The organism is Chloroherpetonaceae bacterium (assembly GCA_033763895.1).
Classification (GTDB): Bacteria; Bacteroidota; Chlorobiia; order Chlorobiales; family Thermochlorobacteraceae; genus JANRJQ01.
The window spans coordinates 346273-372353 of record JANRJQ010000007.1 but is presented as its reverse complement, the minus strand read 5'-3'; the positions used below and the strand labels follow the sequence as shown (position 1 = coordinate 372353).

The following is a 26081-nucleotide window of genomic DNA, read 5'->3' as shown; positions in this document are numbered from 1 at the left end:
ATAAACTAGATGTGCTTATCTTTGAGTTGGTGCAGCCACTGAAAACAAGAAAATTAAATGTAATTACGAGGATCAAAAACCGAAAATGAGGAGATCGGAGAAACATAAAGTTAACAGTGAGTTAGTTTTAAAATGGTAGTTCTTAATTTATATTAATTATTATTATTCATCAACACCCCCGCAATCTCACGCACAAAATCTAAAGCCTTTTTGGGATTTTCTTTGACGGGATGAGGAAAATTGAATTCAAGGCGGAACTTCTTTTCATGCTTAAACTGTGGGGAAAACTTTTTTAGTGCCCCACTTTGAATTGCGCTAAGCACATTTTCAAAAGTTTTGCTTTCGTAATAGGCTTTATCCACTGAACCATCGGGGAAGGTGAGTACCACACGGTCGGGCGTGATATCAATCTTCACCACTTTCAGCGGTAAGGTGAAAAAACGAAGCCTTGTTACGGCAATCAGATGATGACATTCTTCAGGGATTTTTCCAAATCGATCGGCCAATTCCTTTTCAAATGCCTCAACATCCTTCATACTCTCGGCTTTCGAAACCCGCTCATAGAGTGCAAACCGCTCCGCCGCTGACTCCACATAATAACCCGGAATGAGCGCATCAAAGAAGAAAGTAATATCGGCCGGCTTCTCAACTTTCTCCTTTCGAATCTCCGCGTCTTTGAAAATGGATTTGAACTCGGTGGATTTCAATTCCGTTACAGCCTCTTCAAGCAATTTTTGATAGACATCAAACCCAACATCAAAAACAAATCCCGATTGCTCGGCCCCCAATAAATTTCCCGCGCCACGAATATCCAAATCGCGCAGTGCAACATTAAAGCCCGAGCCAAGTTCAGTGAATTCTTCAATCACGGCCAAGCGTTGCAGTGCCTCTTGGGTGAGGGTTGAAACCGGAGGCGTTATGAGGTAGCAATATGCTTTGCGCTCGCTGCGCCCTACGCGTCCGCGAAGCTGATACAAGTCGGAAAGGCCGAACATATCGGCGCGGTTAATCACAATCGTATTCACATTCGAAATATCCACGCCTGATTCAATAATGGTGGTACACACCAACACATCAATTTCTTTATCAAGAAAATCCATAATGATTTCCTCAAGCTGTTTGGTCGGCATTTGCCCGTGGGCATACGCCACGCGCGCCGTGGGGAAGAGGCGTTTGATGAGCAAGTACATATCTTCAATGGTTCCAATTCGATTGTGAAGGAAGAAGACTTGCCCGTTTCGCCCAAGCTCGCGGCTAATGGCTTTCTTGATGAAATCTTCATCAAATTCGTGGATGATGGTTTCAATGGGTTGCCGATTTTTCGGCGGAGTGGAAATGATGGAGAGATCGCGTGCGCCCATCATTGAAAATTGAAGCGTTCGCGGAATCGGTGTGGCGGAAAGGGTAAGCGAATCGACATTCGGAAAGGCTTCTCGAAGTTTCTCTTTCGCCGCGACACCAAAGTGCTGCTCTTCATCAACAATAAGCAATCCTAAATCCTTAAACACCACATCTTTCGAAATCAAACGGTGTGTGCCAATTAGAATATCAACCTTTCCTTCTTGTGTGGCTTTGGTGATGCGCTTTGCTTCTTTTGCCTGAACAAAGCGCGAAAGCACTTCAATCTGCGTGGGGAAGTTTTGGAATCGCTGCTTAAAGGTGCGGAAGTGTTGATGCGCCAAAATGGTGGTGGGAACAAGCAACGCCACTTGTTTGCCCGATTCCACAGCTTTGAACGCAGCACGCATTGCAACCTCTGTTTTTCCAAAACCGGCATCGCCGCAGATGAGCCGATCCATCGGGGCTGTGGAGAGCATGTCTTTTTTGATGGCGTCGATCGCAGTTTGCTGATCGGGCGTTTCATCAAAAATGAAGGAGGCTTCGAATTCGCGCATCCACACGGTATCGGAAACGTGTGCAAATCCCACCGAGGCTTTGCGCTTCGCATAAAGTTCGATGAGGTTTCGGGCGATATCTTTCAACCGCTTTTTGATTTTCTCCTTGCTTTGTTGCCATTTATCGCTGCCGAGTTTCGAAAGCGAGGGCGTGCGACCTTCACCCGAAGAATACTTCGAAAGCAAGTGAAGGTTTTGGATGTTCACATAAAGCTTATCGCCCTTTTCGTAATGCACGAGCACACACTCTTGTTGCGAGCCCGCCACTTTCACTTTTTCAAGCCCCATAAAAACACCGATGCCGTAATCTTCGTGAACGATGAAATCGCCGACCTTCAAGGCTCGGAGTTCACGGAGGGAAATCGGGCGAATCTTGCGCTTACGCCGAAGCTTATGTGCGTGCAACTTGCCGAAGATGTCGAACTCGGTGTAAAGAGAGATTGAGCCAAGCGTAAAGCCTTCGTAGAGTGTTTCGGGAACGATGGTCAATTCATCAATGGGCAGCTTTGCAGTATCGGTGCTTTCGCCCTCGTCGTGATGTGAAGGAGTGGCTTGCATAAACTCCACAAGCTCTCCAATCTCCTTTTGCGACTTTGTGGCTATCACCAACGATTGATTGGCTTCGGCTGCTTTTGAAAGCGACTCCGAAAAGAATTTGAAATTAGAATTAAACTTGATTTGAGATTTTGCCGGAAAGGCGATATCCGATTCGCCGAGCATTGAAAAATAAACCTTGGGAGAAGATTGTGTTTTTGATTCAAAGTCGGTGAAGGGAATGTTTTCCATCTCATCAGTTTCAAAATGAAGGCTTTGAACTTGATCCAAAATGAAGAGTGTGGATTCCGGTAAAAAGTCTAAGAGTGTAGATTCGGTGATGCCATCGCCCAAGAGATTCGAGACGATTAAGGCCGCATCGGTGGCGGCGGTTGAAAGTTGCGATTGGATATCGAAATAACGAAGGGTATCGATGTCATCCCCGAAAAACTCGGCACGGAAGGGCTCGGCGGCGCCGTAGGAATAGACATCGATGATGGAACCGCGCACGGCGAAATCGCCTTCGGCTTCGACGAAATCTTTTCGGGTAAAGTGATTCTCAGTGAGGAATTGAATAACGGATTCGTATCCGACTTTTTTGCCATGTTCCAAGAGTAATTTGCTGCGCTCGGCGCTTTTGCGAGAAACGGTGGGGCGGAAGAGGTCGCGGTCGGTAGCGAGAATGAATGGTTTCGTGTGCTTGCCGGAAATGAGTGACGAAAGCACGCGGGAAGGCTCGGAGATATAATCTAAAATTTGCTCTTTTGCGGCGGTGCCGAATATCACGGGCAAATCGTTTTCATAGAGTTCATATCGCTCTTCTGAAACCACTAGCACAACCGCACCTGAATGATTTTGATACAGCTTTGCGGAGAGAAGCGACGAGAGTGAGCCGTAAAGGCCAGTGTAGGTGAGGGTTTCAGACGCTTTTGGCATGCGAAACTCTTTTGGAAAGAAGGCTTCGCAGCGGGAGAGAAAAGAAGATAATGATATTTTTTGAAGAAGCGTTTCTGTTGCGCCGGTCATTGCGATTCAATGATTAAAAAGTGTTTAAAATACGAAAGGGCAGTTTTTACTGCCTCTTGGTTGATATGGATTTTTGTGCGTTTCAATTCCGTAATCTTCAAGCTTTCACAAACTCTCGTGAACTTTAACAAAGCGCAATCTAAGAAGTTCCAGCAAATGAATGTGCAAAGAAATTATGGGGTGTGATGAGGTGCAAGAAGGGGGTGAGGGAAAAAAATAGAAATGAGTAATATAATTGAGAAATAGAATTGAATGCATCAGAAATAAATTCACATATAATATTGCCGACAATGGAATGTTTTATTAAAAAATTGTTTGATAAAATAGTTGTAAAATCTAGAAGTTTTTTTTCACTTTCAGCGAACTAACAGCCGCCTTTCAATGTGTAATCAAAAACATAAATAATATCAAAAATGAAATATTATCGCTTTTATAAGGAAGAAGACGGCCGTTGGTATATCGATTTACCAAATTGGACTGGGCTTAAGGAAGAATTGGAGATGGTTTCGGGCGCTGATGAACTCCTTGATATGTACGCTGATGGCGAAAAAGAAGTGGAAGTGATAATGTCAACTGAAGGATTTGACGGCTCCTATGTCGCTGATTTAGTCAAAGAGGGAGAAGTGATGTTTGGAGGTGGGGATTATTTCCTACGAACATTTAATGGTAAGCCACGCGAGCATAAATTTTGGTTATGTCAAGTCACGACTTTTGTTTTTGGGAAATTTCCGAAGAAGATTTATTTCGCAAAGAGACATTAAGATATAAGAAAAAGACTATCGTTTTTTCTTAATTTTTTTTCCTCGAAGATGGGAATTTAAAATTGTAAGTAAATAATAAGTACAGGTATTGGTGTGTAATTCTATAAAATAAAAATGGTCATGAATAAAAATTTAAATCTCAATGAGCAAAGTGCACAAATAGCCACGCTTGACGAAAAAACATGTGTAGAAGATTCTTTAATAAGCCGTTGCAAAAGGCGAAACAGAACTTGGGATGAATTAGGATTAAAGACTATTGGCGGAATTCCTGATTTAATTGATAACGCAATAAAACAAGTTTTCCGAATTACTGATCAAGAATACGATTATTTGGCTAAAAACTTAAATGATGTGGAGATGTCGTATTTTGTTAATGAGACGCTATCATTTAGAGAAAAAAAGGAATGTTTGAAAATTTTAGAAAAACATCTTAAAAAGCATTATGAATCTTTGAAAAGTTTATGATGATTATTTGTTATTTCGAATTAAGGGTTAGAGTAATATGATTAAATTTTAATATATTTCATATAAAGCAATAAACTCTTTGGCTACATGATAAAATACCAAACTAAATATTATCATTTCCTAAAGTTAATTTTTTAAATCCAAATATTCTAATATTTCTTCTGCATGTTTCATTTCTAATTTTCCTTGTGGATGTAGTCCAACTGCAAATTTACTATTAAAAAAAGAGCCTTTTGCTTTTACATAATTAGTCTGATTGAGTAATTCTATTTTAATGTTATCGTTTTCAATTAAGAATGGTTTTGCCCAGTCGTAACCAGTGAGAAAAACGATGTATTTTGGTTCTAAAATTCTTATTTCTTCAATTAATATTTGTTTCACAAGATCAAATTGTAAAGCCTGTAATTTTGGAGAAGGATTTCCTCCTGCAGCATTTGATATTTTGTAAAGGTTTGTCCAGCTAAGTTTATTAAAATTATAATCACTTACTTGATATACTAAATCGGTTATTTTTCTATTTATTCTCCAAAAGGCAGACCTTTTTGTGTTATAGGTTTTACCGTAATTTATACCCCAATTGTTAATTGTCCATTGTAGGTTATCATTTCCTATTCGGTTTATAATTTCACCTTCTTTTAATAACAATTCATTTTTATTGTAATTTGTCCATCCATTTACTGATCTACCAACAATTAGAAATTTATTGTCGAATTCTTTATTGTCGTATTCTGAGCCTTTTGCATAGTTAAAAACACTTACAAATTCTTCATTAAAGTCATCTTTTCTATTATTTATGAGCTTTATTAAATTTGAATAAAGCTTGGTTAATTTATCTAAGTTATCCATTATAGGTTGAGTTTAGATTTTTTACTATTGAAGCTACTGGATATAAAAAATAATCGATTTTTTTTGCAATTTACGGATTTACATTTTAATAATTTAAAATAAATATCACCTTAAGAAATTTAAGTCATTCTTTCATCAATAGACAAATATTTTTTCTCTTGAAGGAACAAAGATTTAAGAATTTAGAAAAGGGAAATGAATTTTGAAAGCGATTTTTTGAGTCTATAATAAAATCTTTTTCATCCCGGTTACTGAAACGCAGTATGAACTGATTTTCACTGAATATCTGCGTTAATCTGCTCAATCAGTGTCATCTGCGTGCGTGTCTTCATCACGCGGTAGTTTCGACAGGCTCAACCACCTTAATTTGGTGCGTGCAGGATTCCCGACGCGCTTCGCTTGCGGGAATGACATTAATAATCATGTTCATCACTTAATCCTATAAATCACAGTTCAGACAGTGGTTTCGACAGGCTCAACCACCGCGCAGGGCGCAGTGCGGCGCCGTTTTGTGGCTAAAAATTAATTCTGCGCTTCGGCTATATTTCACCAAAATACTTATTGATTTTATCGCTGATTTCCTTTCCGCTTGGCAGGAGATTTTGATATTGATAAGGCAAATCTTCCGTTAGAGTATAGGTTGCCACGCCAATCGGTTGAGATGCAGTTTTGAGCGAATATTCTACAATGGTTCTATTTTTTTCTTTGCAAATGATGATGCCAATGCTGTCATTTTCATTGGGTAGTTTCATTTGATCATTGAGTACGGAAAGGTAAAATTCCATTTTCCCTTTATACTCGGGTAGAAATTCTCCGACTTTCAGTTCAATTGCTACAAGGCATTGCAACTGCCGGTGGAAAAGGAGCAAGTCAATAAAATACTCTTTCTCGGCTACGGCTAACTTCACTTGATTCCCGACAAAGGTGAACTGATGACCCATTTCGAGCAGAAAGTTACTAATGTTTTGTATCAAGGCTTGTTCTAATTCCCGCTCTGAGTGTTGTTCAGATAGCCCCAAAAAATCGAAAGTATATTCATCTTTTACAGCCAATACTGCTTGATTCTTAATGGTATCAGGTAAACTTTGCTCGAAATTGGTTTGATTTAAGAGGTACTTCTCATAGGTTTTGTTTTCAATGTGATGGGCAAGTACGTTTTTCGTCCATCCGAATTTTTTTGTTGAGAGAGTATAGAATTTTCGTTCTAAGTTATCCTTACATTTTTTAAGAATTGTAACATGCTTACTCCAGCTAATTTCTCGTACCAGTAGTACGAGATTTTCATCACTGTGATATTCAGTAAAAAATTGTGCCATCAACCATAGATTTCCTTCAGAAAAGCCACCAATGCCGGGGAATTCTGATTGAAGCTCTTTGGATAAAGTGGGGACAATCGCTTTCCCCCAACTTTCGGACTGTTTTTCAGCAATGGACTTGCCAATCTCCCAATACAAATTGATGAGATGAATATTTACCGCTTTTAAGGCATCGTATTGCGCCTGCCGGACTTTATACTTTATTTCTGAAATGAATTCTATTTGGGATTTTTCAATGTTCATTTTCTATGGTGTTTTCTATCAGAGAATAGACGAATCAGAGTGTGACTGTTGAGGCAAAATTAAGCAATTCAAAGAAAGGAATGTCGTGAAAACAAGTGGAACTTGAGGAATGATTTTGAGAGGCTCAACCACCTCAATTTGCTGCGTGGAGGATTTCGGACGCGCTCCGCTTGCGGGAATGACAAATGATTGTATTTATTCTCCGTGTCCATTGTGGTATTTCTTTGTGACCTTTGTGTTTGTAATTCCGAAACACGGAGTACACTGAGGAATCACTGAGAACACAAAGGATAAAGGGCAAACGATGCGGTAGTTTCTAGAAGCTCAACCACCTCAATTTGGTGCGTGCTGGATTCCCGACGCGCTTCGCTTGCTGGAATGACATGAAAAGAAATTGCGCGGTTGTTTCGACAAGCTCAACCACCGCGCAGGCTTAAGCGCCGCACAAGCTGTAACACTGAAGTATCGCAGCGATCTCATTCTCAACTGATTCTCATTCTTTGTATCTTTTGGAAAGCAAGGAGTATCAATGTCAAGTCTCAAAGAAAGCGAATTTAAATTCATTCAGTTAGGCAACTACAACCATCGCTATTTCGAAGCGGGTGCAGGTCAAAAAACACTTGTTTTGCTTCACGGTTTTTCTTCATCCATAGAGGCGTATGAACGCGTGATTCCCTTATTTGCTTCGCACTATCGTGTCCTTGCGCTTGATTGGCTTGGCTTCGGCGGTAGCGATAAACCCTCTACTATTCAATATTCACTGACGCTTTACGCTTCACTTCTTTCTGAATTCCTTGCCAAAACCACAATGCCCGGTGAGCCGCTCGTGGCGGTTGGCCACTCAATGGGGGCAAAGTATCTCTTAGCCAATGAAACGATTTATCCTAAACAATTTGAAAAATTGGTGCTCACCGATTCCGACGGATTTCTATCGTTGCCCGGTTTCATTGGAATGGCGAGCGTTTGGGGGGTTCGGCATGTATTACACAAGGTGGTTTCATCGCGCAAGTTTGTCCGAAAAACGATGCAGAGCGTTTATCATAATCCTACACATATCACACCGGCGCATTTTGAGCGGAATTGGGAAATGGTACGAAAGAAGGAAAATTATGAGGCGATGATGGCCTTAAACCGCAGTTTCAAGAAACTCGACTTAAAGCGAAGCGGCGTTCGTGCAAAGCTGGGTGAAGTTAAAAAGCCTGTCTTAATTATCTGGGGTCGTAACGATCGATTCATTCCCCCAAAATATGCCGAGTTGATTCATCGTGAAATCAAAGGCTCAACCCTTCATTTTATTGAAGAGTGTGGGCATGTGCCAATGGTTGAGAAGCCTGAAGAATACTTTGAAACGGTGGTTCAGTTTGTTGAAAAGAAGTGAGTCGGAATTCGGTTTAGAATTCAGTGCGAGAATAAGATTTGCACAGGAGTCGTAAAGGCTTCTCAAAAATATGATTGACTTAATCGTCGCTTTTCAAATACTTTTTAGGGTATTCGAAGAGAAAAAGCTCTCCACTTTTTTCTTTAACGGTTTGCCAAGTAAGGGCTGGGAAGCGAATTCCCACCACGCCGCAAGTCGGGACATTTTCAAGCGATTTCCCCGTAAGTAATTCTGGCAATTCCGTCATTGCGGGGTTATGCCCAAAGAGTGCGATGGTTTCAAATTGATCAGGAAATGATTGAACAATTGAAAGCAGTTTGTTTGTTGGAGCATCGTAGATTTGAATATCGGTGATGATGTCATCGACTGCATAACCAACGGCATCGGCAATGAGTTTTGCGGTCATGATTGCGCGGGTTGCAGGGCTTGAAATGAACGAAGAAAACTTAATGCCTTTCTCTTTTAACAGGCTGCCCATAACTGGTGCGTCTCTTCGTCCGCGTTTGTTCAATGGCCGCTCGAAATCAGTCAGCTCAGGATGACTCCAGCTCGACTTTGCATGCCGAATAAGATAAAGTTGCTTCATGAATTGGACGCAAAGAAGGTGAGATCAAGACAAAATAATTTTGATTTTATCATACCCGATGAGGCAAATCCAAACGGAGATATTGGCATAAATACCTGCTAAGACATCATCCATCATGATGCCGAACCCTTTTGGAAGTTTTTGGATTCGGTTTATCGGCTCAGGCTTGGTGATATCATAGAGTCTGAAAAAAACAAAACCTAAAATCAGGGTGCTCCAAGAAAAAGGAAGAAACAAAAAAGCAATCCATTGGCCAACCAATTCGTCGATGGTTGCTTGGCGCGGGTCGTGACCGTAAAGATCTTCCAATTCACCACTCGACCAAATTCCAATCGGGAAAAAAACACCAACAAGAATTAAAAGCCATTGCCAAAGCAACAATTGGTGTTGGTATTCGGCGAAATAGTAATACACCGCAACCGCTAAAAGGCTTCCTAACGTCCCCGACCCAATGGGTGCAAGTCCGGTTCCAAAACCTGTTCCGAGAATCTTGGCCAGCTGTTTCACTCGTTCAATCGCTTTTCAGGCTTAATTATAACATTCCATATTCTGTGGTGATATCTTGTCCGGTTTTCTTGAGCTGAAAACGGAAGTCATCGCTTCGAAGGCTGTCATCGGGTTTGATATCAACAATCACCAAGTGCTGTAAAAACCATTTCCAATCTGGCTTGAGCGTTTCGCTCATTAAGGGTTCAAGAATCGTGGGGCTAACGGTTAAATCCAATTTGGTGAATGGCCGGTTGCGCAAAGCAAACTTGCGAAGCCAACGTTCAACTTGATGAACGGTTGTTCTTCGCGCTTGAATTTTTCCGGTGCCGCCGCATGCAGAGCACTGTTCTCCCATTCGTTGCATTAAACTTGGGCGAACCCGCTCGCGAGTGATTTGCATGATACCGAAGTCTGACATCGGAATGACATTCGACTTTGCACGGTCTCTTCGCATTTCGGTTTTCATCGCTTCATATACTTTCTTGGCATTTCGGTCGTCCAAGAGATCGATGAAATCAATGACAATGATGCCGCCAATGTCGCGAAGTCGCAATTGCCGTGCAATTTCTTTGGCAGCTTCCAAATTGGTACGAAGTGAATTTTCTTCTTGTTCCTTTTTGGCAGCATAACGGCCGCTATTGACATCTACAACAACCATCGCCTCGGTGTGTTCAATAATCAAATAACCACCTGATTTAAGCCACACTTTTCTTGAAAAGATGGATTCCACATCTTTGACTATACCGTAGCTTTCGAATACAGGTAACTTGCCTTTGTAAAGCGTCATTCGCTTTTCAAATTCGGGCGCAGCCCAACGAACAAAGGCAAGGCTTTCTTTGTAAAGCGAAGGCGAATCGCAGACGATTTCGGAAACATCATCATTGAGATAGTCACGAAGAGCTGAAAGGGTAATTGCATCTTCTTTAAAGATAAGCTGCGGCGGTTTTGCGGTTTTCAGCTTTTCTTCAATTTGCTTCCACTTATTGAGAAGCATTTCCATATCGGTTCTCAAAAGTACTTCGTCTTGCTCTTCTGCAACAGTTCGGATAATTGCGCCAAATGTTTTAGGAAGCATTGAGCGGACTATATTCTTGAGTCGTTTGCGCTCACGGCGGTTTGAAATGCGTTTTGAAACGGCAATATTCCCTTGCCCAAATGGCAAGAGAACCATAAATCTTCCGGCAATGGTGATATCGGAAGTCAAGCGAGAGCCTTTGGTGCTGATGCGTTCTTTAATCACTTGGACTAAAATGCTGTCGTTGGGCTTGAGTTTACCGGCAATCATTTGCGTATATGAGAGCCGCTTTTGACGCGCCTCAGCCTCGCGGTCTCGACCTTGATTCTCACCGGCTACAGGTGAAGCCGTTGAAGTGCTTTTTTGAGGGGAGCGTCCGTTTCCGCCTTGCGGTCGTTTCGGTTCGTCATCATCATAGTCGTCGTCATCGTCATCATCATCCTCGTCGTCGAACTCTTCCGTCATCATCGCTCGATAATCTTCACCCGTTGTTCCAACATCCGAAAAATGTAAGAAGCCATCTAAGTCTTGACCAATATCAACAAAGGCGGCCTGCAATCCTTCAACGACTTTTTGAACTCTGCCAAGATAAATATCGCCGACGGTTCGGGCGTTTTCAGGTCTTTCAATCAAAAGCTCTGCAAGTCTGCCATCTTCAACAATCGCAACTTGAATTTCAGTGCTATGTTGGTGAATAATCAGTTGTTTTTTCATAACGATTTCTTTTTCAAATTGACCAAGGTCAAAATGATTTGATTTCCAAAGGGCTTAGTGCCCATTCAAGATTTAAGTTTCAGTGAAAAGGGAGAGTATCTTGAAGTTGACAACCAAGCAGTAATACAATTGGTAAATTTAATCGAATATTTCACACTCACAAAGGTTCTTGAAGGATTATTCTGAGGGAATTCAAAACCGGTGGGTTTTTTGGGTGAAGGAATTGGGGGGAAAAGGGTTATGCCATTGTTTGCACAACTTTTCGAATAATTGAAATTCCCTCGTCTGCTTCCTCAAGACTTAAGGTGAGCGGAGGGCGAAGCCGAACGCTTTTTTCGCCACAACCCAAAATCATCAACCCTGAGTCTTGTGCATTTTTAATAAAGTGATTACGCGAATCGCGATTAGGCATATCAAATGCAATCATCAACCCGCGGCCTCGGATGTTCGTTAGTCTTTCGCCGAATTCCTCTCCAAGTTCAAGCAATTGATTCAAGAGATGATTGCCTACGGTTGCGGCATTTAAGACCAAGTTATCTTCTTTAATAATTTCAAGATTTCTTTTCGAGCGAACCATATCGGCCAAGTTCCCACCCCAAGTGGAATTGATTCTGCTGCCTGCCTGAAAAACATGTTGATCCACTTCATCCAAGCGGTTTGATGCCATAAACCCACACACTTGCATTTTCTTACCAAAAGTGATGATATCAGGAATGATAAAGTGTTCGGAAGCCCACATTTTTCCAGTGAGTCCAAGCCCTGTTTGAACTTCGTCGAAAATAAGCAGCGCCTCATGTTCGTGTGCCAAGGTTTGAAGATGCTTAAGAAACTCCGGTCTGAAGTGGTTGTCTCCACCCTCTCCTTGAATCGGTTCAATTACAATGGCTGCGACTTCATCTTGATGTTCCTTAAAAACTTTTTGAATTGAAGCAATGGCGTGCTTTTCCAAGTCCAACGCTTTTTGAATATGACGCTCCGAAAGAGGAAAAGTAAGTTTCGGATTTTCAATGCACGACCACGAAAATTTCGGGAAGTGCAACGTCTTTGCCGGGTCGGTGTTGGTTAAAGAAAGGGTGTAACCCGAACGGCCGTGAAAGGCTTCACGGAAGTAAATGACATGATGTCCCTTTTCTGATTTGTATCCCTTTTTAAAGTTCTTTCTAACCTTCCAATCAAACGCAGCTTTCAAGGCGTTTTCAACGGCAAGCGCACCGCCTGAAATCCAAAAAGTGTATTTCATTGAGGCGGGCTTTGCAACTTGGGAAAAAGTATCCACGAATTCTGCAAACTCGACGGTGTAAATGTCTGAATTTGATGGATTCACAATAGCGGCGAATAAAAGCTTATCCAAAAACGCACGGTTGCTCCAAAGCTTTGGATGATTAATTCCTATGGGCGAAGAAGCTACAAAAGTAAAGAAATCAAGCATCATTCGTTGATTGAGGGAATCGTAGAGATAAGAGCCTCGGCTTCGGCGAAGGTCGAGCACAAAGTCGGTGATTCCACCGCCATCGGCGAGCATCGTTTTGCCTAAGGTTTCCCATACAGTATCCGGAGTAATTGGTGGGTGCTCATGTGAGTTCAACCACATTGGTGTGGTATGCTCAGGGTAGTGCGTTGAATAGGCTGTCATAATCAAGCTCCTTTCGTAATTCCTTACGGATGGGTTTTCCGAGTTCAATCGGAGAAAGTTCATCAAAAAAATATAAACCTATTGGGCTTAATTACCTATTGAAAAAAGCTGATTTGGCCGTTCAGAGGAAGCTTTGAATGAATCTAAATTAATCGAAAAAATAGCCATTTGTATTCCAAATAAGTCGCGCGCTTTCCTAATTTAGAGTTTTGGAATTTAGTGCTTCATTTTTCGGGAGTCAGAAAAATGAATTATAGATTACAACGAGTGAATGTCTGGGATTTGAGAGGCATTGGTTTTTGCTCAAGCAAATCAACAACGTATTAACAACACACATGACCTTCCTGTCATGAGAATCTTAACTCTAAAATGAAACCAATCTTTTACTTTCTTGCTGCAGGCCTTTCTATTGTTCTATCGATTTATTTATTTTTTTTCGGTCAGAGTCAAAATCATGAAAGCATCGCCATCTTTATTGGGCTTTGGGCTCCAACAATTTTGGCCATTGGGATTTACAATGAGTTGATTAACATTTATCAAGAAATTGCCGAAAAGAAAAAGAGCCCGTGATCTTATTAGAATAGTTCTTTTGCCACCCGGTAAGTTCCCAAATGCGCTTTGACGGTATCTTCAATCGGCTTTGCGTAACCACCTCCCAAGGCAAGTGAAATCGGGATACTTCGCTTTCGGCACTCTGCTAGTACAAGCCTATCTCGCTCTACAAGCCCTTCATGACTTAATGAAAGCCTGCCTAAAGCATCACTAAATAGAGGGTCAACGCCGGCTTGATAAAGCACAAGCTCGGGGTTAAATGAAAAAACGCTTGGTAAGTATTTTTTTAATTCAAAGAGAAAACCTTCATCACTTGTGCCGTCGGGAAGCCCAATATCAAGCGTTGATGCGACTTTTCGAAAGGGATAATTTTTTTCGCCGTGCATACTGAAAATAAACACTTGCGGGTTTTGACCCAAAATGGCCGCGTTGCCATTGCCTTGATGAACATCAAGATCGATAATTGCGATTCGTTGAACTTCGTTTGTTGAAAGAAGCAATTGACACACGACGGCCAAATCATTGAAAACACAGTAGCCTTCACCGGAATCGGCAAAAGCGTGGTGAGTGCCACCGGCTAAGTTTCCGGAAATGCCATTTTGAAGTGCTTCATAGGCGGCATCAATTGCACCGCCAACGGTCGCTTGAGAGCGTTGAACAAGGCCTTCACTCCAAGGAAACCCAATTTTGCGAATTGCGTTGGCGTTTAGGGTTCCTAAAAAAACATCATTTACATACGATGCCGTGTGTGCTAGGAGTAACTCATTTTGTGTGGCTAAGTGGGGTTCAAAAATTTCATCAATCGATAGAATACCTTCATTAAGTAAGCCTTCTTTGACCAATTTATACTTCACCATTGGAAATCGATGGTCTGGCGGAAGCGGGATGGTGTATTTATCCGAATAAAAGACTTTCATTCAAAATCGAACTGAATTAGGCAAGTGTAATCAAAGCGACTTCGGCCTGCACGGTTCGGAGAGGAGTTCCTGTAATTCCAATGCCTAAATTCACATAAAGCTTTTGCGATTTATGATGAATTTCTTCATAAAGGCCACGAGGATATTTGTAGAACAAATCAATCGGGTAGATTTCTAAACCGGGGAAATCAAGAGCCAATTGACCGCCGTGAGTATGGCCGGCAAGCATTAAATCAATGTTTCGTTTTTTGGCTGTTTCAAAGAAATCGGGATGATGGCAAAGCAAAAGTTGAAACCCTTCACTTGGGAGTTTTTGAGTGGCTTCATCAAAATTTTTGATTCGAGGGGAATCGAAATCCATACCAATGACATGAAGCGGTGCGCCGTCGATAACAAGCGTTTGAAATTCGTTTTGTAAAAGGTTTAGATTTTTTTGATTCATTGCAGCGGTAATCGCTTTGATATCGAGCCATTCATCATGATTACCCGGGCAGGAGAATGTTCCGTAAGTTGATTTTAAGTTTTTGAACCCATTTACAAACGGCTGAATTTCTGAATATTCCCCTGCAATGAAATCGCCGGTGAGCGTCACCAAATCCGGCGAAAGCGAATTAACAGTTTCAGTGATTTCTTCCATTTTATGCTGAGGCATATAAACGCCCGAGTGAATATCGCTGACTTGTGCAATCTTTAACCCACGAAGCTCCGCCGGAAGATTCGGAAAATGGAGGGTCATTCGATTGATATTGTAATTGGTTCGGTTATTGAAAAGACTGTAGCCTGTAATAACGGAAGGAAAGAATAGGCTTGCGCTTGCTGGTACCGACTTCAAGAGAAAATCACGACGAGATTTGGAGAAGGCATCCGTTTCATTGGTTTCAAAGGTGGGCTGAATCGATAATTGTTGATTGGCGATTTCAGCCGCAGGTGAAGATTGTCTAAACAAGTGAATTAAGAAAAGGAAAACACGCTTTAGAATTCTTAACAAATCCCAAAAGACAAAGGCAGCCACTAATATTCCTGTAAAGATTCCTAAAACACTTGAAAAGTAAAGAAGATTATAGATGAAGTTGGTTTCGCGAAGTGGTTTAATAAGACGAAGGAGATAAGATAGAATTGGAAACGAAAATATAACTATTGGGATAGCAAGTGAGAGAAGATCATTGTTATTTGAGTGAGGAAAAAAATGAGTTAGAATTTTTTTAAACCCTCGTTTGAGATAAAAAACGATTGAAAGAACAAGAAGAACAAACAGAAAAATTCTAAGAAGGGTTAACTCCGGCATATAAAATTGAATTCGATTTTGAATGTACTCTTGAAGTCTGAATATTCGGCTATTAAACGAAGATTAAAAAAATAAAGTTTAGGGAACTGGAAATTAAAAAATCCATACTGCTTAATGAAAAAGAGGCGAATTCAATTATTGCAATGGCTCGTCGGAGTTGCTGCTAATCATCGGCGAGCAAGGCAGGCAGCGCAGGCGTTGCTGTTGTTGGAAATAGCCGGTGTAAGTTGGTATAACCCATTATGGCACTTTCGAAATTCGGTCGTTTTTCTTAAACGAATTTGGCATGTGATTAAAGTTGAAATGCGCGGGTATCCCAAGCCAATCAAACACGAAAATCCTGAAGTAAAAATTTGTAAGGATTTTGTTTGCCAACGAAGCGAAACGCACGCTTGCGCCAACGGAGTATTTCAAGCCTCTTGCCTTGAGCATTGTTTTGGGATAGAATATCAAAATGGAGTGGCGGTATCGAAGTGGAAAGATTATTACGGACATCCTACTTGGCTTTCCCTTTCTTGTCGAAACTGCACGCTTTATCTCACCTCATGTAAAGGACTCAATCCGAAATATCTTTTTAACGAACCGGATGAGGATTATAATCCACAGCCTCCAACTCAAAATATTCAACTCTTCCCGTAACCTTTGTAACTTCAAAGCGTTTGTTTTATTGTACTAAGAAAATGCTCAGAAAAAACTCTCGTAAGTTTCAACCAAAATCAGAAAAAACTCCGTCTGAACTTTTAAGTATGAGAACCGATTATAACTAAACAAGGCTTTTAAATCAATTTCTTTTTTATGATCGAACCCAATGAAGTAAAGGTTTGGGAACCAAGTAGAGAAACCGTTACGGAAAAAGTAATCAATCGGGTACTTGAAAAACCCCGTAAAGTTTATGTCACCCGCAAAGTTCATTTCAATGCTGCCCACCGCCTTTTTAATCCAACATTCACCGATGAGCAAAATTGTGATGTTTATGACATCTGCAATAATTTTTATGGGCACGGCCACAACTACGACTTAGAAGTAACCCTTTCTGGAGTTGTGGATAAAGAAACCGGTTATCTTTTTGATTTAAAAATTTTAAAGAAAATTTTAGAAGAAGAAATCCTATCAAAAGTCGATCACAAACACCTCAACTTTGATGTGGAAATGTTCCGTGATACCGTGCCGACGGCCGAGGTTATTGCTGTTGTGTTTTGGGAAGTTATTGAACGCAAGCTAAAACAACTTAATATGAAAGGAATCGACTTATATGAAGTCAAAGTATTTGAATCAGAACGAAATTTCGTCGTTTACCGAGGAGAGTAACTCAAAAATGATTAGAACCGGTTTTCAAGAAGAAAATTCAAAGCGTGAAGAATTAATGGTCATCAATGGGTTTTCGACTCAAGACCCTGAATTTGAAACCCCTGTACGAAAAAGTCAAAAATCAGATCCTGTTCTCGGTGAGCAAGTTGCCGATTTTTTGAGAAGTCGCAATGTTGCGACCCCTCAATTAGAAACAGGCCTCACTGATGAAGAAAAGCGGACCATCATCGCAAAAAACTTTACTGAAATTATGCGGGTTTTGGGTCTTGATTTATCTGATGATAGCCTTACCGACACACCACGGCGGGTTGCACAAATGTATGTCGATGAAATTTTTTATGGGCTTGATTGGAAAAATTTCCCGAAGTGCACAACGGTAGAAAATAAAATGGGCTATAGCTCAATGGTAATTGAGCGAAATATCAATGTACAAAGCAATTGCGAGCATCATTTTGTAATTATCGATGGCTTGGCCCAAGTGGCTTATATACCTAAGAAAAAAGTATTGGGACTCTCGAAGATTAACCGAATCGTGGAGTTTTTTGCAAAGCGACCTCAAATTCAAGAACGTCTAACAGAGCAAATCTACTATGCGCTTTCTTACATTTTGGAAACAGAAGACATTGCCATATTAATTACTGCAAAACACTACTGTGTGAAATCGCGCGGGGTAGAAGATGTAAACTCCGATACTGTAACAAGTAAGCTTGGCGGTGTATTTATTCAGAATTCAGCTACACGCTCTGAATTTATGAGAATCGTGCAATCGGCCAATCGCGTGTGATTAAAAGATAGATTTTGATATTTGATACTAAAGGGCACTTCAAGTGCCCTTTGTTGTTTTAGGCTTTTATCACTTCTAATACACTTTACTCTTGAGTTTGTGTGTGATGCAAGAAAAGCCACTTCTGAATGATTATGTATATTTATTTGCATGTGAAATTCAAAACGCTTTCCAAGTATGGTACATCCAATTTTATCCTCGATTCGAAAAAAGGCACGAGAAAAAAAAGCAGGGATTGTTTTACCTGAATCTGCCGATGAGCGCACGCTTCTTGCGGCGGCAGAACTCGCAAAGGAAGAACTCGTGAAGCCGATTTTGCTTGGAAATCCCGAAAAAATTTTAGCTGGCTTTCAAAGTATCAATGAACCGTTTAATCCAACCAAAATCAGGATTATCGATTTTGAGAAATCGGAGAAATTTTCAGAATTCGCCGGTGAATATTTTACACTTCGCAAAGCTAAAGGAGTGACTTATGAGAGCGCCAAAGAAACAATGAAAAATCCGCTGTTTTATGGCGCAATGATGGTCAGGCGAGGAGAAGCAGATGGATGTGTGGCCGGTGCGGTTTCCTCAACGGCTGATGTGCTTCGAGCAGGCATTCAAATTATCGGCGTCGATAAAAGCCTTACCAAATTGGTATCAAGTTTCTTTTTAATGGCTTTCCCCGAAAATCATTGGTCGGCACCGGGAAAAGTATTTTCTTTTGCTGATTGCGGGGTTGTTCCGTATCCTTCTCCCGAAGAACTTGCCGATATTGCCGTGACAACGGCTCAATCGCATCTCACCCTTACGGGTGAAATACCTATTGTAGGAATGCTTTCATTTTCAACGAAAGGAAGTGCGAAACATGAAGCCGTTGACAAAGTGCTCGCAGCGCTTGAAATTGTAAAATCAAAAAAACCGGATTTACTCATCGATGGTGAATTGCAATTTGATGCGGCGTTTATTCAAAGTATTGGTGAGCGAAAAGCTCCCGGCTCAAAAGTAGCCGGTAAAGCCAACGTTTTTATCTTCCCAAATCTTGATGCGGGAAATATTGGTTACAAATTAACCGAACGCCTTGGAGGCGCTACTGCAATTGGGCCAATTATTCAAGGACTTGCAAAGCCAATGAACGATCTCTCCCGCGGGGCTAAACCTTCAGATATTGTCGATGTCTGTTGTATTTGCGCATTGAAAAAATAATGCGTTTGATTTTTCATTTTCTCTTAAAACATTCATATTCGTACCCGTCATTTAACCAACTAACTTGCAACCGATATGCCAACTAAAGGCACAAAAAAAACAGACGTAAAATCATCCTCGAAATCACCTTCGAAACTCACACCAACAAAGAAATCCACGGTGACTCAAAAGGTAAGTGGATCTCCTAAGCGGATTGAATCGTTTAGTAATTTCAGTTTATCTAAACCAGATGATGGTCGAGCAAGGCCGATTATTGAGCGGATGACACCTGAGCTTGACGGCGGTTTATTTCCCATTAAACGGGTTCCAAATGAAAAAGTAAAAGTTGAAGTGGATATTTTTTCGGATGGGCATGACAAAGTTCTCGCGAATTTGCTTTTTCGACATAAGCAAAGAGAGTGGGAATCCGTGCCTTTAGAACCGATGCTGAATGACCGATGGTGTGGAGAATTCTTGGTGAGTGAGATCGGTACTTATGAATACACCGTTGAAGCGTGGGTCGATCATTTTGCCACGTGGCGTGCAGGGTTTGAAAAAAAATATGCCGCAGGCGTGGATATTGAACTTGAATTGCAAGTAGGAAAGCAATTGATTGAAACCGCGTTTGAAGCCTGTAAAAAAGCGGGGCGAAAAGAGGATATGAATTTCCTGCAAGAGTCGCTCTTAACAATTTCTGATCAAACTGTTTCAAAGGCGGCATCTGTTGCTTTAAGCGAAGAATTGAACCAAACGATGCTTCGCTACCCCGATAAAAATTATGCTTCTCGATATAAAACTCTGAGAGTCACGGTTGACCCAATGAAGGCGTCTTTCAGCACTTGGTATGAATTTTTCCCACGTTCTTATGGTGAAAATGGTAAGCACGGAACATTTAAAGACTGTGAAAAGCTACTGCCTGAAATTGAGCGAATGGGTTTTGATGTCATCTACCTTCCGCCTATTCATCCGATTGGGATAACCAAACGAAAAGGGAAAAACAACAATGTGGTTTCAAAGCCCGGTGAGCCCGGAAGCCCTTGGGCCATTGGCTCTAAGGAAGGTGGGCATAAATCGATCCATCCAGAATTGGGGACTGTCAAAGAGTTTGAAACTTTTGTTCAAAAAGCGCGACTTCATAAAATTGATATTGCGCTCGATATTGCGTTTCAATGCTCGCCAGATCACCCTTATGTCAAAGAGCATCCAAGTTGGTTTAAGTGGCGGCCTGATGGCACAGTTCAACACGCTGAAAACCCGCCAAAGAAATATGAAGATGTTTTGCCTTTTAACTTTGAAACAGAGGATTGGGAAGCACTTTGGGAAGAACTTCGAAGTATTTTTTATTACTGGATTGAGCGAGGCGTGACCATCTTTAGGGTCGATAACCCGCATACGAAAACGCTTGGCTTTTGGGATTGGTGTATAGGAAGCATCAAAGAAAAACATCCTGAAACGATTTTTCTCGCAGAGGCCTTTACTCGTCCTAAACTGATGTACAGGCTTGCGAAAGGCGGCTTTACACATTCTTACACTTATTTCACTTGGAGAAATAATAAGCAAGGGCTAACGGAATATTTAACCGAATTAACAACAACAGAAGTAAAGGAATATTTTAGACCAAACTTCTGGCCTAATACACCTGATATTCTCTCGGAGGAATATTTACACAATGCACCAAGAGCTGCATTTGTTTCGCGATATGCGCTTGCAGCAACACTTTCCTCAAACATTGGTATTTACGGCCCTGCATACGAGCTCTGTATCAATACACCGTTGATCAAAGGAAAAGAGGAGTATCTCGATTCTGAAAAGTATGAATTGAAACAGTGGGAGTGGAATGCAGAAGGAAATATTCGAGAGTTTATTTCAAAAGTGAATAAAATTCGAAAAGAAAATCCGTCACTTCAAAAAACAAACTTCATCCGATTTCTCTCTGTCAATCAGGGCTACTCTATCGAAAATCAAGAACTTCTTGCTTATCTCAAGTATGATGAAGAGCAGAAAAATGTTTTGTTGTGTGTTGTGAATCTTGATCCGCATCATTCTCAATCGGGTTGGGTGTTTGTTCCAAATACAGAATTGGGGCTAGGCAGTTCTTACACTGTAAAAGATCTCTTAACCGATAGAGTTTATCAATGGAATGGCGAATGGAATTATGTTGAGTTAAATCCCCAACATGCATCAGCTCATATTTTAAAGCTGAAGTAAGATGCGATGGGTTGATATTATCGGAAAGCCTGAAGTAAAGGGAGCGATTCTGACTTATGTACAGAAATCGCGGTGGTATGGAGAGAAATCGAAATCGCTCTTAAAATTTGAAATAGAATCTTGTTTTTTGGCTCAAGAGACCAACACGGTACTTGCAGTTTTATCGTTTCGTTTCAAAGATCGTACAAGTGCTCGATACCAACTTTTTTTGAATTTGGTTCCTAAACAAAGTTTAAGTGAGAAGAACGATGCCGGCGAGATCGAAGGGATCATAACCACCTTTGCCTATGGGTTAGAAATGCTCGTGCTTCAAGATGCTTTTCAAGAGCCAAGGTTTCGGCGATTTCTTTTTAAGCTTATTGCAAATTCGAAAGAAGTTCAATTGGATTCCATTCAACCAAATTCAAAAGCTTCAGTTACACTAAAAGGGATTCAAGGAAGGAAATTTAAGTCGATTGCGCCATCAAATCGATTCAGCAAGCAGTCGGGAGTATTAGGTTTAGAACAAAGCAATACATCTCTGTACTTTGGGAAAAAGGGGGCGCGAAAGTCACTTTTTGTTAAGTTTTACCGAAAGCAAGTTGAGGGGAAAAATCCTGATGCCGAGCTTTCAGAATACTTGACAGACGAAGCCGGTTTCAAACACTCTGCGAAGTTCGCGGGTGAAATCCTTCTGACCAATCAGTCGAAAAGGCCAACCGTTGTTGCTCTTGCGCTTGGCTTTAGCCCCAATCAATCGGATGCTTGGCATTTATTTAAGAGCAAAGCATCGGACTATTATTCCTCCGTTCATTCCAAAAAGCTTCAGTCGGAAATACCGCCTAAGGATTTATTTTCAGATTGGTCGCCGGAAAAGCCACTGCTTCAAGTTATTGGCAAAGAAACCTTGTCGATGGTTGGTCTTTTAGGGAAACGCACCGCTCAAATGCACTTAGCGCTTTCTGCGGCAAAAGAAAAAGATTTGATTCCTCAAAAGATGAAGGAAAGCGACATCCACGCCGTGTTAACCAAAACGAAAAATTTATTAGAACTTGAATTGAAGGGTCTCAAGACTCAACTTCCGGCTTTGGAACCGAATGAAGCAACGCTTGCCGAGCAAGTTCTAAAAGCAAAAAAAGAACTATCCAACGGATTGAAACTTACTTCAAAAAGGCCACTAAAGCTTGTAAAACAAAGGGTTCACGGCGACTATCATCTTGGGCAGGTACTTTTTACAGGAGAAGATTTTACTATTATTGATTTTGAAGGTGAGCCTGCACGCCCTATTGAGGAACGCCGAGAGCGATATTCGGTTTGTAAAGATTTAGCCGGAATGATACGCTCTTTGCATTATGCTGCTTACGCCGGAATATATCAGCATCCAACCCTTAACGAAAAAGCTAAAGAAAAATCGGAGCCATTTGCTGAGGCTTGGTTTTTTGTTCTTGCTCGTGCATTCCTAAAATCTTATTTGGGGCATGTCAAAGGCAAAAAACTCCTTCCCAAAGAAATATCTGAAATTTCATTTTTCTTGAACGCCTATCTATTGGATAAGGTTATGTATGAATTGGCTTACGAGCGAAATAATCGGCCGAAGTGGCTACGAATTCCGCTCCAAGGAATTCTTTCGTTGCTTAAGGCTGATAAGTGATGAATTAATTTTAAGGAAAACACAAAACGATATTTTTTGAATCGTCTGTGGCGAAGTTCTTAGAATAGAATTAAAAGAGGTAAAAAGAATGAGAATGATTGATAAGGTGATTTTTATCACCGGAGGCGGACGAGGAATCGGGGCGGAATCCGCAAGACTCTTTGCAAAAGAAGGCGCAAAGCTTGTATTAATGAGCCGTACAAAAAGCGACCTCGATGCGTTGGCTCACGAACTATACAGCAGTTATGATACAGAAACCCTCATTGAAGTAGCTGATGTTCGGAATGCTGCGGATGTAAGAAAGGCTTTTGGAAATGCTCTCGGGATGTTTGGCAAAATTGATATTCTCTTAAATGCTGCTGGCGTTGGTCATTTAAAGTCAATACAAGAACTTTCGGTTGAAGAATTTGATGAAATGATAGATGTGAATTTGAAAGGGACTTTTTATGCCTCGAAATTTGCGACAGAAGCAATGATGAAGCAAAAAAGTGGTCACATCATTAACCTGCCCGGAATCTTAGGAAAATCGGTGATGAGAATGTCTTCCGGCTACTCGGCTTCAAAGTATGGGGTTACCGGTTTAACCAAAGCGATGACGCAAGATTTAATGCGCGATGGCGTTCGACTCTCACTCTTGCATTTCGGCGGAGTGAATACCGGGTTTTGGAATAATATCACAATGCGAGTTCAACGCGATAAAATGCTCTCCGTTCATCAAGCGGCTGAAATGGTGCTAATCACTGCGCTTACACCGCCTAATCTCGTGTTGGGAGAATTGGTTCTTCAACCCGAAAGCCATCAATTATAAGTGATTATTTGATAATTCAGAGGTGGGTTGCAACATGCAAAAAGTGTTGTGACTCTGCCTACATCTGCAAAAGTTTTTCTAAAAGCGAGGAAATATCTCCGATTGCATAAGGTTTGGTGGTAATGACCGTATTCAATTCGTCCTTCAATATCTCTGCATTCGCATCACTTAAATGCCCTGTCACAAATAGGATTTTCATATCCGATTTAATGGAGCGAATTGCTTTATAAGCATCCATTCCATTCATGATGGGCATATTCATATCCAAAATAATGGCGTCGATTTCAGAAGCGTGGTCATTATACATCAAGACACCTTCCTGACCGTTTGATGCCGAGATTACTTGATAACCTAATTTGCCGAGCCCTCGAGTTAAAAGAAGTCGTAATGCCGGTTCATCATCAACAACCAATATCCGACCTTTCCCTATTTGTGGTAAAGGGTTTGGGTGTATTTGTAAATCCACTGCGTTAATATTTTCAGATTGCGGAAAAAATAATGAGAATTCTGTGCCTTCATTGACTTTTGACTCAAGCCAAATGAAGCCGTTATGATTTTTTACAATACCATAACTCATTGCTAAACCTAAGCCTGAGCCCTTATCCGGCGGTTTTGTTGTAAAAAAGGGTTCAAAAACACGTGATTTCAATTCTTCTTGAATTCCGATTCCTGTATCAGAAATTGAAACCCGGACATATCGCTTTGCTCTGTTCTTTCTCGGCAGAGCGGGAGGAATTGTTTCATTATCAACCACATCGACACGATACTTTAGTTTTCCTTCATGCTTCTCTGGAAGGTTTTCCATCATTGCGTCGACAGCATTCACAGAGAGATTCATGAGCACTTGAACAATCTGACTTTCATCGGCATCAATAATTGAATACTCCGGGGTGAAATCAGTTTCAATTTTTATTCGTCGGTCGATTGTGTGTTGGATGAGCTTGATAACTTCTTGAATTAGACCAATTGTTTCAGTGGTTTTTACATTAATCTTTCCTTGACGCGAGAAGCCAAGAATTTGCTTGATCATTTTTGCGCCACGCATCGCCGCTTGATCAATCAAATCAAGATAGCTTGAAAGCTCTTCGATTGCTGCCGGTGTAAGGGAATCGTGTGTGAGTGTAAAGCGCATGAGCGAACTAAAGCCTGTAATTGAACTTAGCAAGTTATTAAAGTCATGTGCCACTCCGCCGGCGAGAGTCCCAATAGCTTGAAGCTTTTGGGACTGAAGCAATTGCTTTGAAAGCAATTCGTTTTCTTCTTCAGCAATCTTGCGAAATGTAATATCATTTGATACCACAAGCATCTGCATGACTTTGCCATCACTTGAAATGAGTGGCCGTTTAAATGATTGAAGAAATCGATGCATCCCGTTGGAATCTGTAAATTGCTCTTCTGGGCTTGATTTTGTTTGCTGATGATCAAAAACATCTCGAATATCATTGAGATAATTTTCACCTCGAGAAACGCCAAAATCAGAATCCATTTTCCCAATCATATTTTCAGGTGTGGTGCCATAGGCATCTGCAATTGCGCGATTTGCAAGCGTAAACCGTCCGTCTCGATCTTTGGCATAAATGAAATTTGGATTGAGATCGATAACTTGACTGAAGAAAGTTTTTTGTTTGAGAATTTCCATCTCAGCTGATTTTCTTCCCGTAATATTTCGAATACTTACGATTGATTCATCTTTACCGGAGGGGAAAAACCGTGCCTCATAAAATCGCTTGCCATCGGAAGTATTAAGCGAGTATTCAATTGTCAGTAACGCACGTTTCTTGGCGACTTGGTTTACCGCATGTTCAAAAAGAAGAGAGACATTGTCGTCAGGCCCATCTTGAATCTTTCGACCAACAAGATTTATTCGAATGGAATCATCATTTGGCGCTTGAACAACATTGGGCAGGGTTTCATATTTCGGAAAATCAATACGATCGCCACCGCGGCAATCGAGTATGATGCCTTCAGAATCTATCCGCAAAAAAATATCAGGAATCACTTGAAAAACAGCTCGAAGTTCTTCATTGGCTTGCATCAATTCTTTTGAACTCAATGCCATCGAGTGTTCACTTCGCTGCCGCTCGTCATCATAGTCGGTGTATGTTTGATCAACTTCATTTAAGAATTCAATCAAATTTGGAGAAAGCGACTCCAGCGTAAGATTGAAACGCTCAAGTTGCCGTCTAAGATGTGTGTGTTTGAATTGATTCATCGAGTATTTAGCAAGTGGCGGAAATTACAAACTAAAATCGAATAACATCGTGATACTTGTCGAATGTTTTAACGGAGTTCTGTTACGAAAAAAAACGCGGCCTACACGAAACGCACGAACGAATCTCATTTGAAGAATTATGATTCAGCAAGCAAGAAAAGGGAATGATGGGTTCATAGAAAAGAATCAAAAGAAATCAATTCATTTCAGATTGAAATGCGTATTTTTGGGAACTTTTAGCAGGTGCATATTTCACCGTTTTTTGGCGATATGCCCAAAAGGAATCAATTAAGATCGCTTATTTTTTCAACC

Annotated in this window: 21 protein-coding genes; 11 read left to right on the top strand and 10 right to left on the bottom strand. The window is 41.0% G+C overall.

The window, feature by feature from the left end; genetic code table 11:
- Positions 1-152: 152 nt before the first annotated feature.
- The gene (gene mfd, locus SFU91_06675; GenBank protein MDX2128705.1) at positions 153-3455 is read right to left on the bottom strand and encodes a transcription-repair coupling factor; all 3303 of its coding nucleotides are present in this window, start codon (positions 3453-3455) and stop codon (positions 153-155) included.
- 413 nt (positions 3456-3868) lie between these two features.
- On the opposite strand from mfd, the gene SFU91_06670 reads away from it, so the two are divergent.
- Both SFU91_06670 and SFU91_06665 read left to right on the top strand, forming a co-directional pair.
- Positions 3869-4216 (top strand): DUF6717 family protein, encoded by a 348-nt coding sequence (locus SFU91_06670; protein MDX2128704.1) that lies wholly within the window; start codon positions 3869-3871, stop codon positions 4214-4216.
- A 114-nt stretch (positions 4217-4330) separates the two neighbouring features.
- Positions 4331-4681 carry a hypothetical protein gene (locus SFU91_06665; GenBank protein MDX2128703.1) on the top strand — a complete coding sequence of 117 codons (351 nt, stop codon included), beginning with the start codon at positions 4331-4333 and terminating at the stop codon, positions 4679-4681.
- A gap of 126 nt (positions 4682-4807) precedes the next feature.
- Here SFU91_06665 and SFU91_06660 read toward each other — a convergent pair whose 3' ends face one another.
- Together SFU91_06660 and SFU91_06655 are read right to left on the bottom strand one after the other, a co-directional pair.
- Positions 4808-5527, bottom strand: a complete 720-nt coding sequence (locus SFU91_06660) for a hypothetical protein (GenBank protein ID MDX2128702.1) — start codon at positions 5525-5527, stop codon at positions 4808-4810.
- Between the two features lie 539 nt (positions 5528-6066).
- The gene (locus SFU91_06655; protein ID MDX2128701.1) at positions 6067-7086 is read right to left on the bottom strand and encodes a PDDEXK nuclease domain-containing protein; all 1020 of its coding nucleotides are present in this window, start codon (positions 7084-7086) and stop codon (positions 6067-6069) included.
- Between the two features lie 529 nt (positions 7087-7615).
- On the opposite strand from SFU91_06655, the gene SFU91_06650 reads away from it, so the two are divergent.
- Entirely contained in the window at positions 7616-8464 is an 849-nt protein-coding gene (locus SFU91_06650; GenBank protein MDX2128700.1) for an alpha/beta hydrolase, read from the top strand.
- A 79-nt stretch (positions 8465-8543) separates the two neighbouring features.
- On the opposite strand, the gene SFU91_06645 is transcribed toward SFU91_06650, so the two are convergent.
- The 4 genes from SFU91_06645 to lat all read right to left on the bottom strand — a co-directional run bounded on the left by SFU91_06645 (position 8544) and on the right by lat (position 12901).
- Positions 8544-9050 carry a histidine phosphatase family protein gene (locus tag SFU91_06645; protein ID MDX2128699.1) on the bottom strand — a complete coding sequence of 169 codons (507 nt, stop codon included), beginning with the start codon at positions 9048-9050 and terminating at the stop codon, positions 8544-8546.
- 24 nt (positions 9051-9074) lie between these two features.
- Complete coding sequence (locus tag SFU91_06640) at positions 9075-9557, bottom strand: phosphatidylglycerophosphatase A (GenBank protein MDX2128698.1); 483 nt, start codon at positions 9555-9557, stop codon at positions 9075-9077.
- Positions 9558-9582: 25 nt separating this feature from the next.
- Positions 9583-11268 (bottom strand): Rne/Rng family ribonuclease, encoded by a 1686-nt coding sequence (locus tag SFU91_06635; protein ID MDX2128697.1) that lies wholly within the window; start codon positions 11266-11268, stop codon positions 9583-9585.
- Between the two features lie 238 nt (positions 11269-11506).
- Positions 11507-12901, bottom strand: coding sequence for an L-lysine 6-transaminase (lat, locus tag SFU91_06630; GenBank protein MDX2128696.1), 1395 nt, complete (start codon positions 12899-12901; stop codon positions 11507-11509).
- A 369-nt stretch (positions 12902-13270) separates the two neighbouring features.
- On the opposite strand from lat, the gene SFU91_06625 reads away from it, so the two are divergent.
- Positions 13271-13471 (top strand): hypothetical protein, encoded by a 201-nt coding sequence (locus tag SFU91_06625; protein MDX2128695.1) that lies wholly within the window; start codon positions 13271-13273, stop codon positions 13469-13471.
- A 5-nt stretch (positions 13472-13476) separates the two neighbouring features.
- Here the strand turns inward: SFU91_06625 and SFU91_06620 are convergent, their stop codons facing one another.
- The gene (locus SFU91_06620; protein MDX2128694.1) at positions 13477-14370 is read right to left on the bottom strand and encodes a histone deacetylase; all 894 of its coding nucleotides are present in this window, start codon (positions 14368-14370) and stop codon (positions 13477-13479) included.
- Positions 14371-14386: 16 nt separating this feature from the next.
- A complete protein-coding gene (locus SFU91_06615; GenBank protein MDX2128693.1) occupies positions 14387-15655 on the bottom strand; it encodes a metallophosphoesterase in 1269 nt (422 codons plus the stop codon).
- A gap of 114 nt (positions 15656-15769) precedes the next feature.
- Between SFU91_06615 and SFU91_06610 the strand changes: the two genes are divergently transcribed.
- The 7 genes from SFU91_06610 to SFU91_06580 all read left to right on the top strand — a co-directional run bounded on the left by SFU91_06610 (position 15770) and on the right by SFU91_06580 (position 23557).
- On the top strand, positions 15770-16294 hold the full coding sequence (locus SFU91_06610; GenBank protein MDX2128692.1) for a hypothetical protein: 525 nt from the start codon (positions 15770-15772) through the stop codon (positions 16292-16294).
- Between the two features lie 219 nt (positions 16295-16513).
- Complete coding sequence (locus tag SFU91_06605; GenBank protein ID MDX2128691.1) at positions 16514-16963, top strand: 6-carboxytetrahydropterin synthase; 450 nt, start codon at positions 16514-16516, stop codon at positions 16961-16963.
- 7 nt (positions 16964-16970) lie between these two features.
- On the top strand, positions 16971-17747 hold the full coding sequence (gene folE, locus SFU91_06600) for a GTP cyclohydrolase I FolE (GenBank protein ID MDX2128690.1): 777 nt from the start codon (positions 16971-16973) through the stop codon (positions 17745-17747).
- 177 nt (positions 17748-17924) lie between these two features.
- Positions 17925-18932 carry a phosphate acetyltransferase gene (gene pta, locus SFU91_06595; protein ID MDX2128689.1) on the top strand — a complete coding sequence of 336 codons (1008 nt, stop codon included), beginning with the start codon at positions 17925-17927 and terminating at the stop codon, positions 18930-18932.
- Positions 18933-19007: 75 nt separating this feature from the next.
- Positions 19008-21119: an alpha-1,4-glucan--maltose-1-phosphate maltosyltransferase gene (locus SFU91_06590; GenBank protein ID MDX2128688.1), complete on the top strand. Its 2112-nt coding sequence runs from the start codon at positions 19008-19010 to the stop codon at positions 21117-21119.
- 1 nt (position 21120) lies between these two features.
- On the top strand, positions 21121-22749 hold the full coding sequence (locus tag SFU91_06585; GenBank protein ID MDX2128687.1) for a hypothetical protein: 1629 nt from the start codon (positions 21121-21123) through the stop codon (positions 22747-22749).
- Between the two features lie 88 nt (positions 22750-22837).
- Positions 22838-23557 (top strand): SDR family NAD(P)-dependent oxidoreductase, encoded by a 720-nt coding sequence (locus SFU91_06580; protein MDX2128686.1) that lies wholly within the window; start codon positions 22838-22840, stop codon positions 23555-23557.
- Between the two features lie 58 nt (positions 23558-23615).
- Here SFU91_06580 and SFU91_06575 read toward each other — a convergent pair whose 3' ends face one another.
- Entirely contained in the window at positions 23616-25769 is a 2154-nt protein-coding gene (locus tag SFU91_06575) for an ATP-binding protein (protein ID MDX2128685.1), read from the bottom strand.
- Positions 25770-26081: the final 312 nt, after the last annotated feature.

Excerpts from the sequence above, each read along its gene's own strand:
- mfd (MDX2128705.1), bottom strand. The coding sequence starts at position 3,455 with ATGACCGGCGCAACAGAAACGCTTCTTCAAAAAATATCATTATCTTCT.
- SFU91_06670 (MDX2128704.1), top strand. The coding sequence starts at position 3,869 with ATGAAATATTATCGCTTTTATAAGGAAGAAGACGGCCGTTGGTATATC.
- SFU91_06665 (MDX2128703.1), top strand. The coding sequence starts at position 4,331 with ATGGTCATGAATAAAAATTTAAATCTCAATGAGCAAAGTGCACAAATA.
- SFU91_06660 (MDX2128702.1), bottom strand. The coding sequence starts at position 5,527 with ATGGATAACTTAGATAAATTAACCAAGCTTTATTCAAATTTAATAAAG.
- SFU91_06655 (MDX2128701.1), bottom strand. The coding sequence starts at position 7,086 with ATGAACATTGAAAAATCCCAAATAGAATTCATTTCAGAAATAAAGTAT.
- SFU91_06650 (MDX2128700.1), top strand. The coding sequence starts at position 7,616 with ATGTCAAGTCTCAAAGAAAGCGAATTTAAATTCATTCAGTTAGGCAAC.
- SFU91_06645 (MDX2128699.1), bottom strand. The coding sequence starts at position 9,050 with ATGAAGCAACTTTATCTTATTCGGCATGCAAAGTCGAGCTGGAGTCAT.
- SFU91_06635 (MDX2128697.1), bottom strand. The coding sequence starts at position 11,268 with ATGAAAAAACAACTGATTATTCACCAACATAGCACTGAAATTCAAGTT.
- lat (MDX2128696.1), bottom strand. The coding sequence starts at position 12,901 with ATGACAGCCTATTCAACGCACTACCCTGAGCATACCACACCAATGTGG.
- SFU91_06625 (MDX2128695.1), top strand. The coding sequence starts at position 13,271 with ATGAAACCAATCTTTTACTTTCTTGCTGCAGGCCTTTCTATTGTTCTA.
- SFU91_06620 (MDX2128694.1), bottom strand. The coding sequence starts at position 14,370 with ATGAAAGTCTTTTATTCGGATAAATACACCATCCCGCTTCCGCCAGAC.
- SFU91_06615 (MDX2128693.1), bottom strand. The coding sequence starts at position 15,655 with ATGCCGGAGTTAACCCTTCTTAGAATTTTTCTGTTTGTTCTTCTTGTT.
- SFU91_06610 (MDX2128692.1), top strand. The coding sequence starts at position 15,770 with ATGAAAAAGAGGCGAATTCAATTATTGCAATGGCTCGTCGGAGTTGCT.
- folE (MDX2128690.1), top strand. The coding sequence starts at position 16,971 with ATGATTAGAACCGGTTTTCAAGAAGAAAATTCAAAGCGTGAAGAATTA.
- pta (MDX2128689.1), top strand. The coding sequence starts at position 17,925 with ATGGTACATCCAATTTTATCCTCGATTCGAAAAAAGGCACGAGAAAAA.
- SFU91_06590 (MDX2128688.1), top strand. The coding sequence starts at position 19,008 with ATGCCAACTAAAGGCACAAAAAAAACAGACGTAAAATCATCCTCGAAA.
- SFU91_06585 (MDX2128687.1), top strand. The coding sequence starts at position 21,121 with ATGCGATGGGTTGATATTATCGGAAAGCCTGAAGTAAAGGGAGCGATT.
- SFU91_06580 (MDX2128686.1), top strand. The coding sequence starts at position 22,838 with ATGAGAATGATTGATAAGGTGATTTTTATCACCGGAGGCGGACGAGGA.
- SFU91_06575 (MDX2128685.1), bottom strand. The coding sequence starts at position 25,769 with ATGAATCAATTCAAACACACACATCTTAGACGGCAACTTGAGCGTTTC.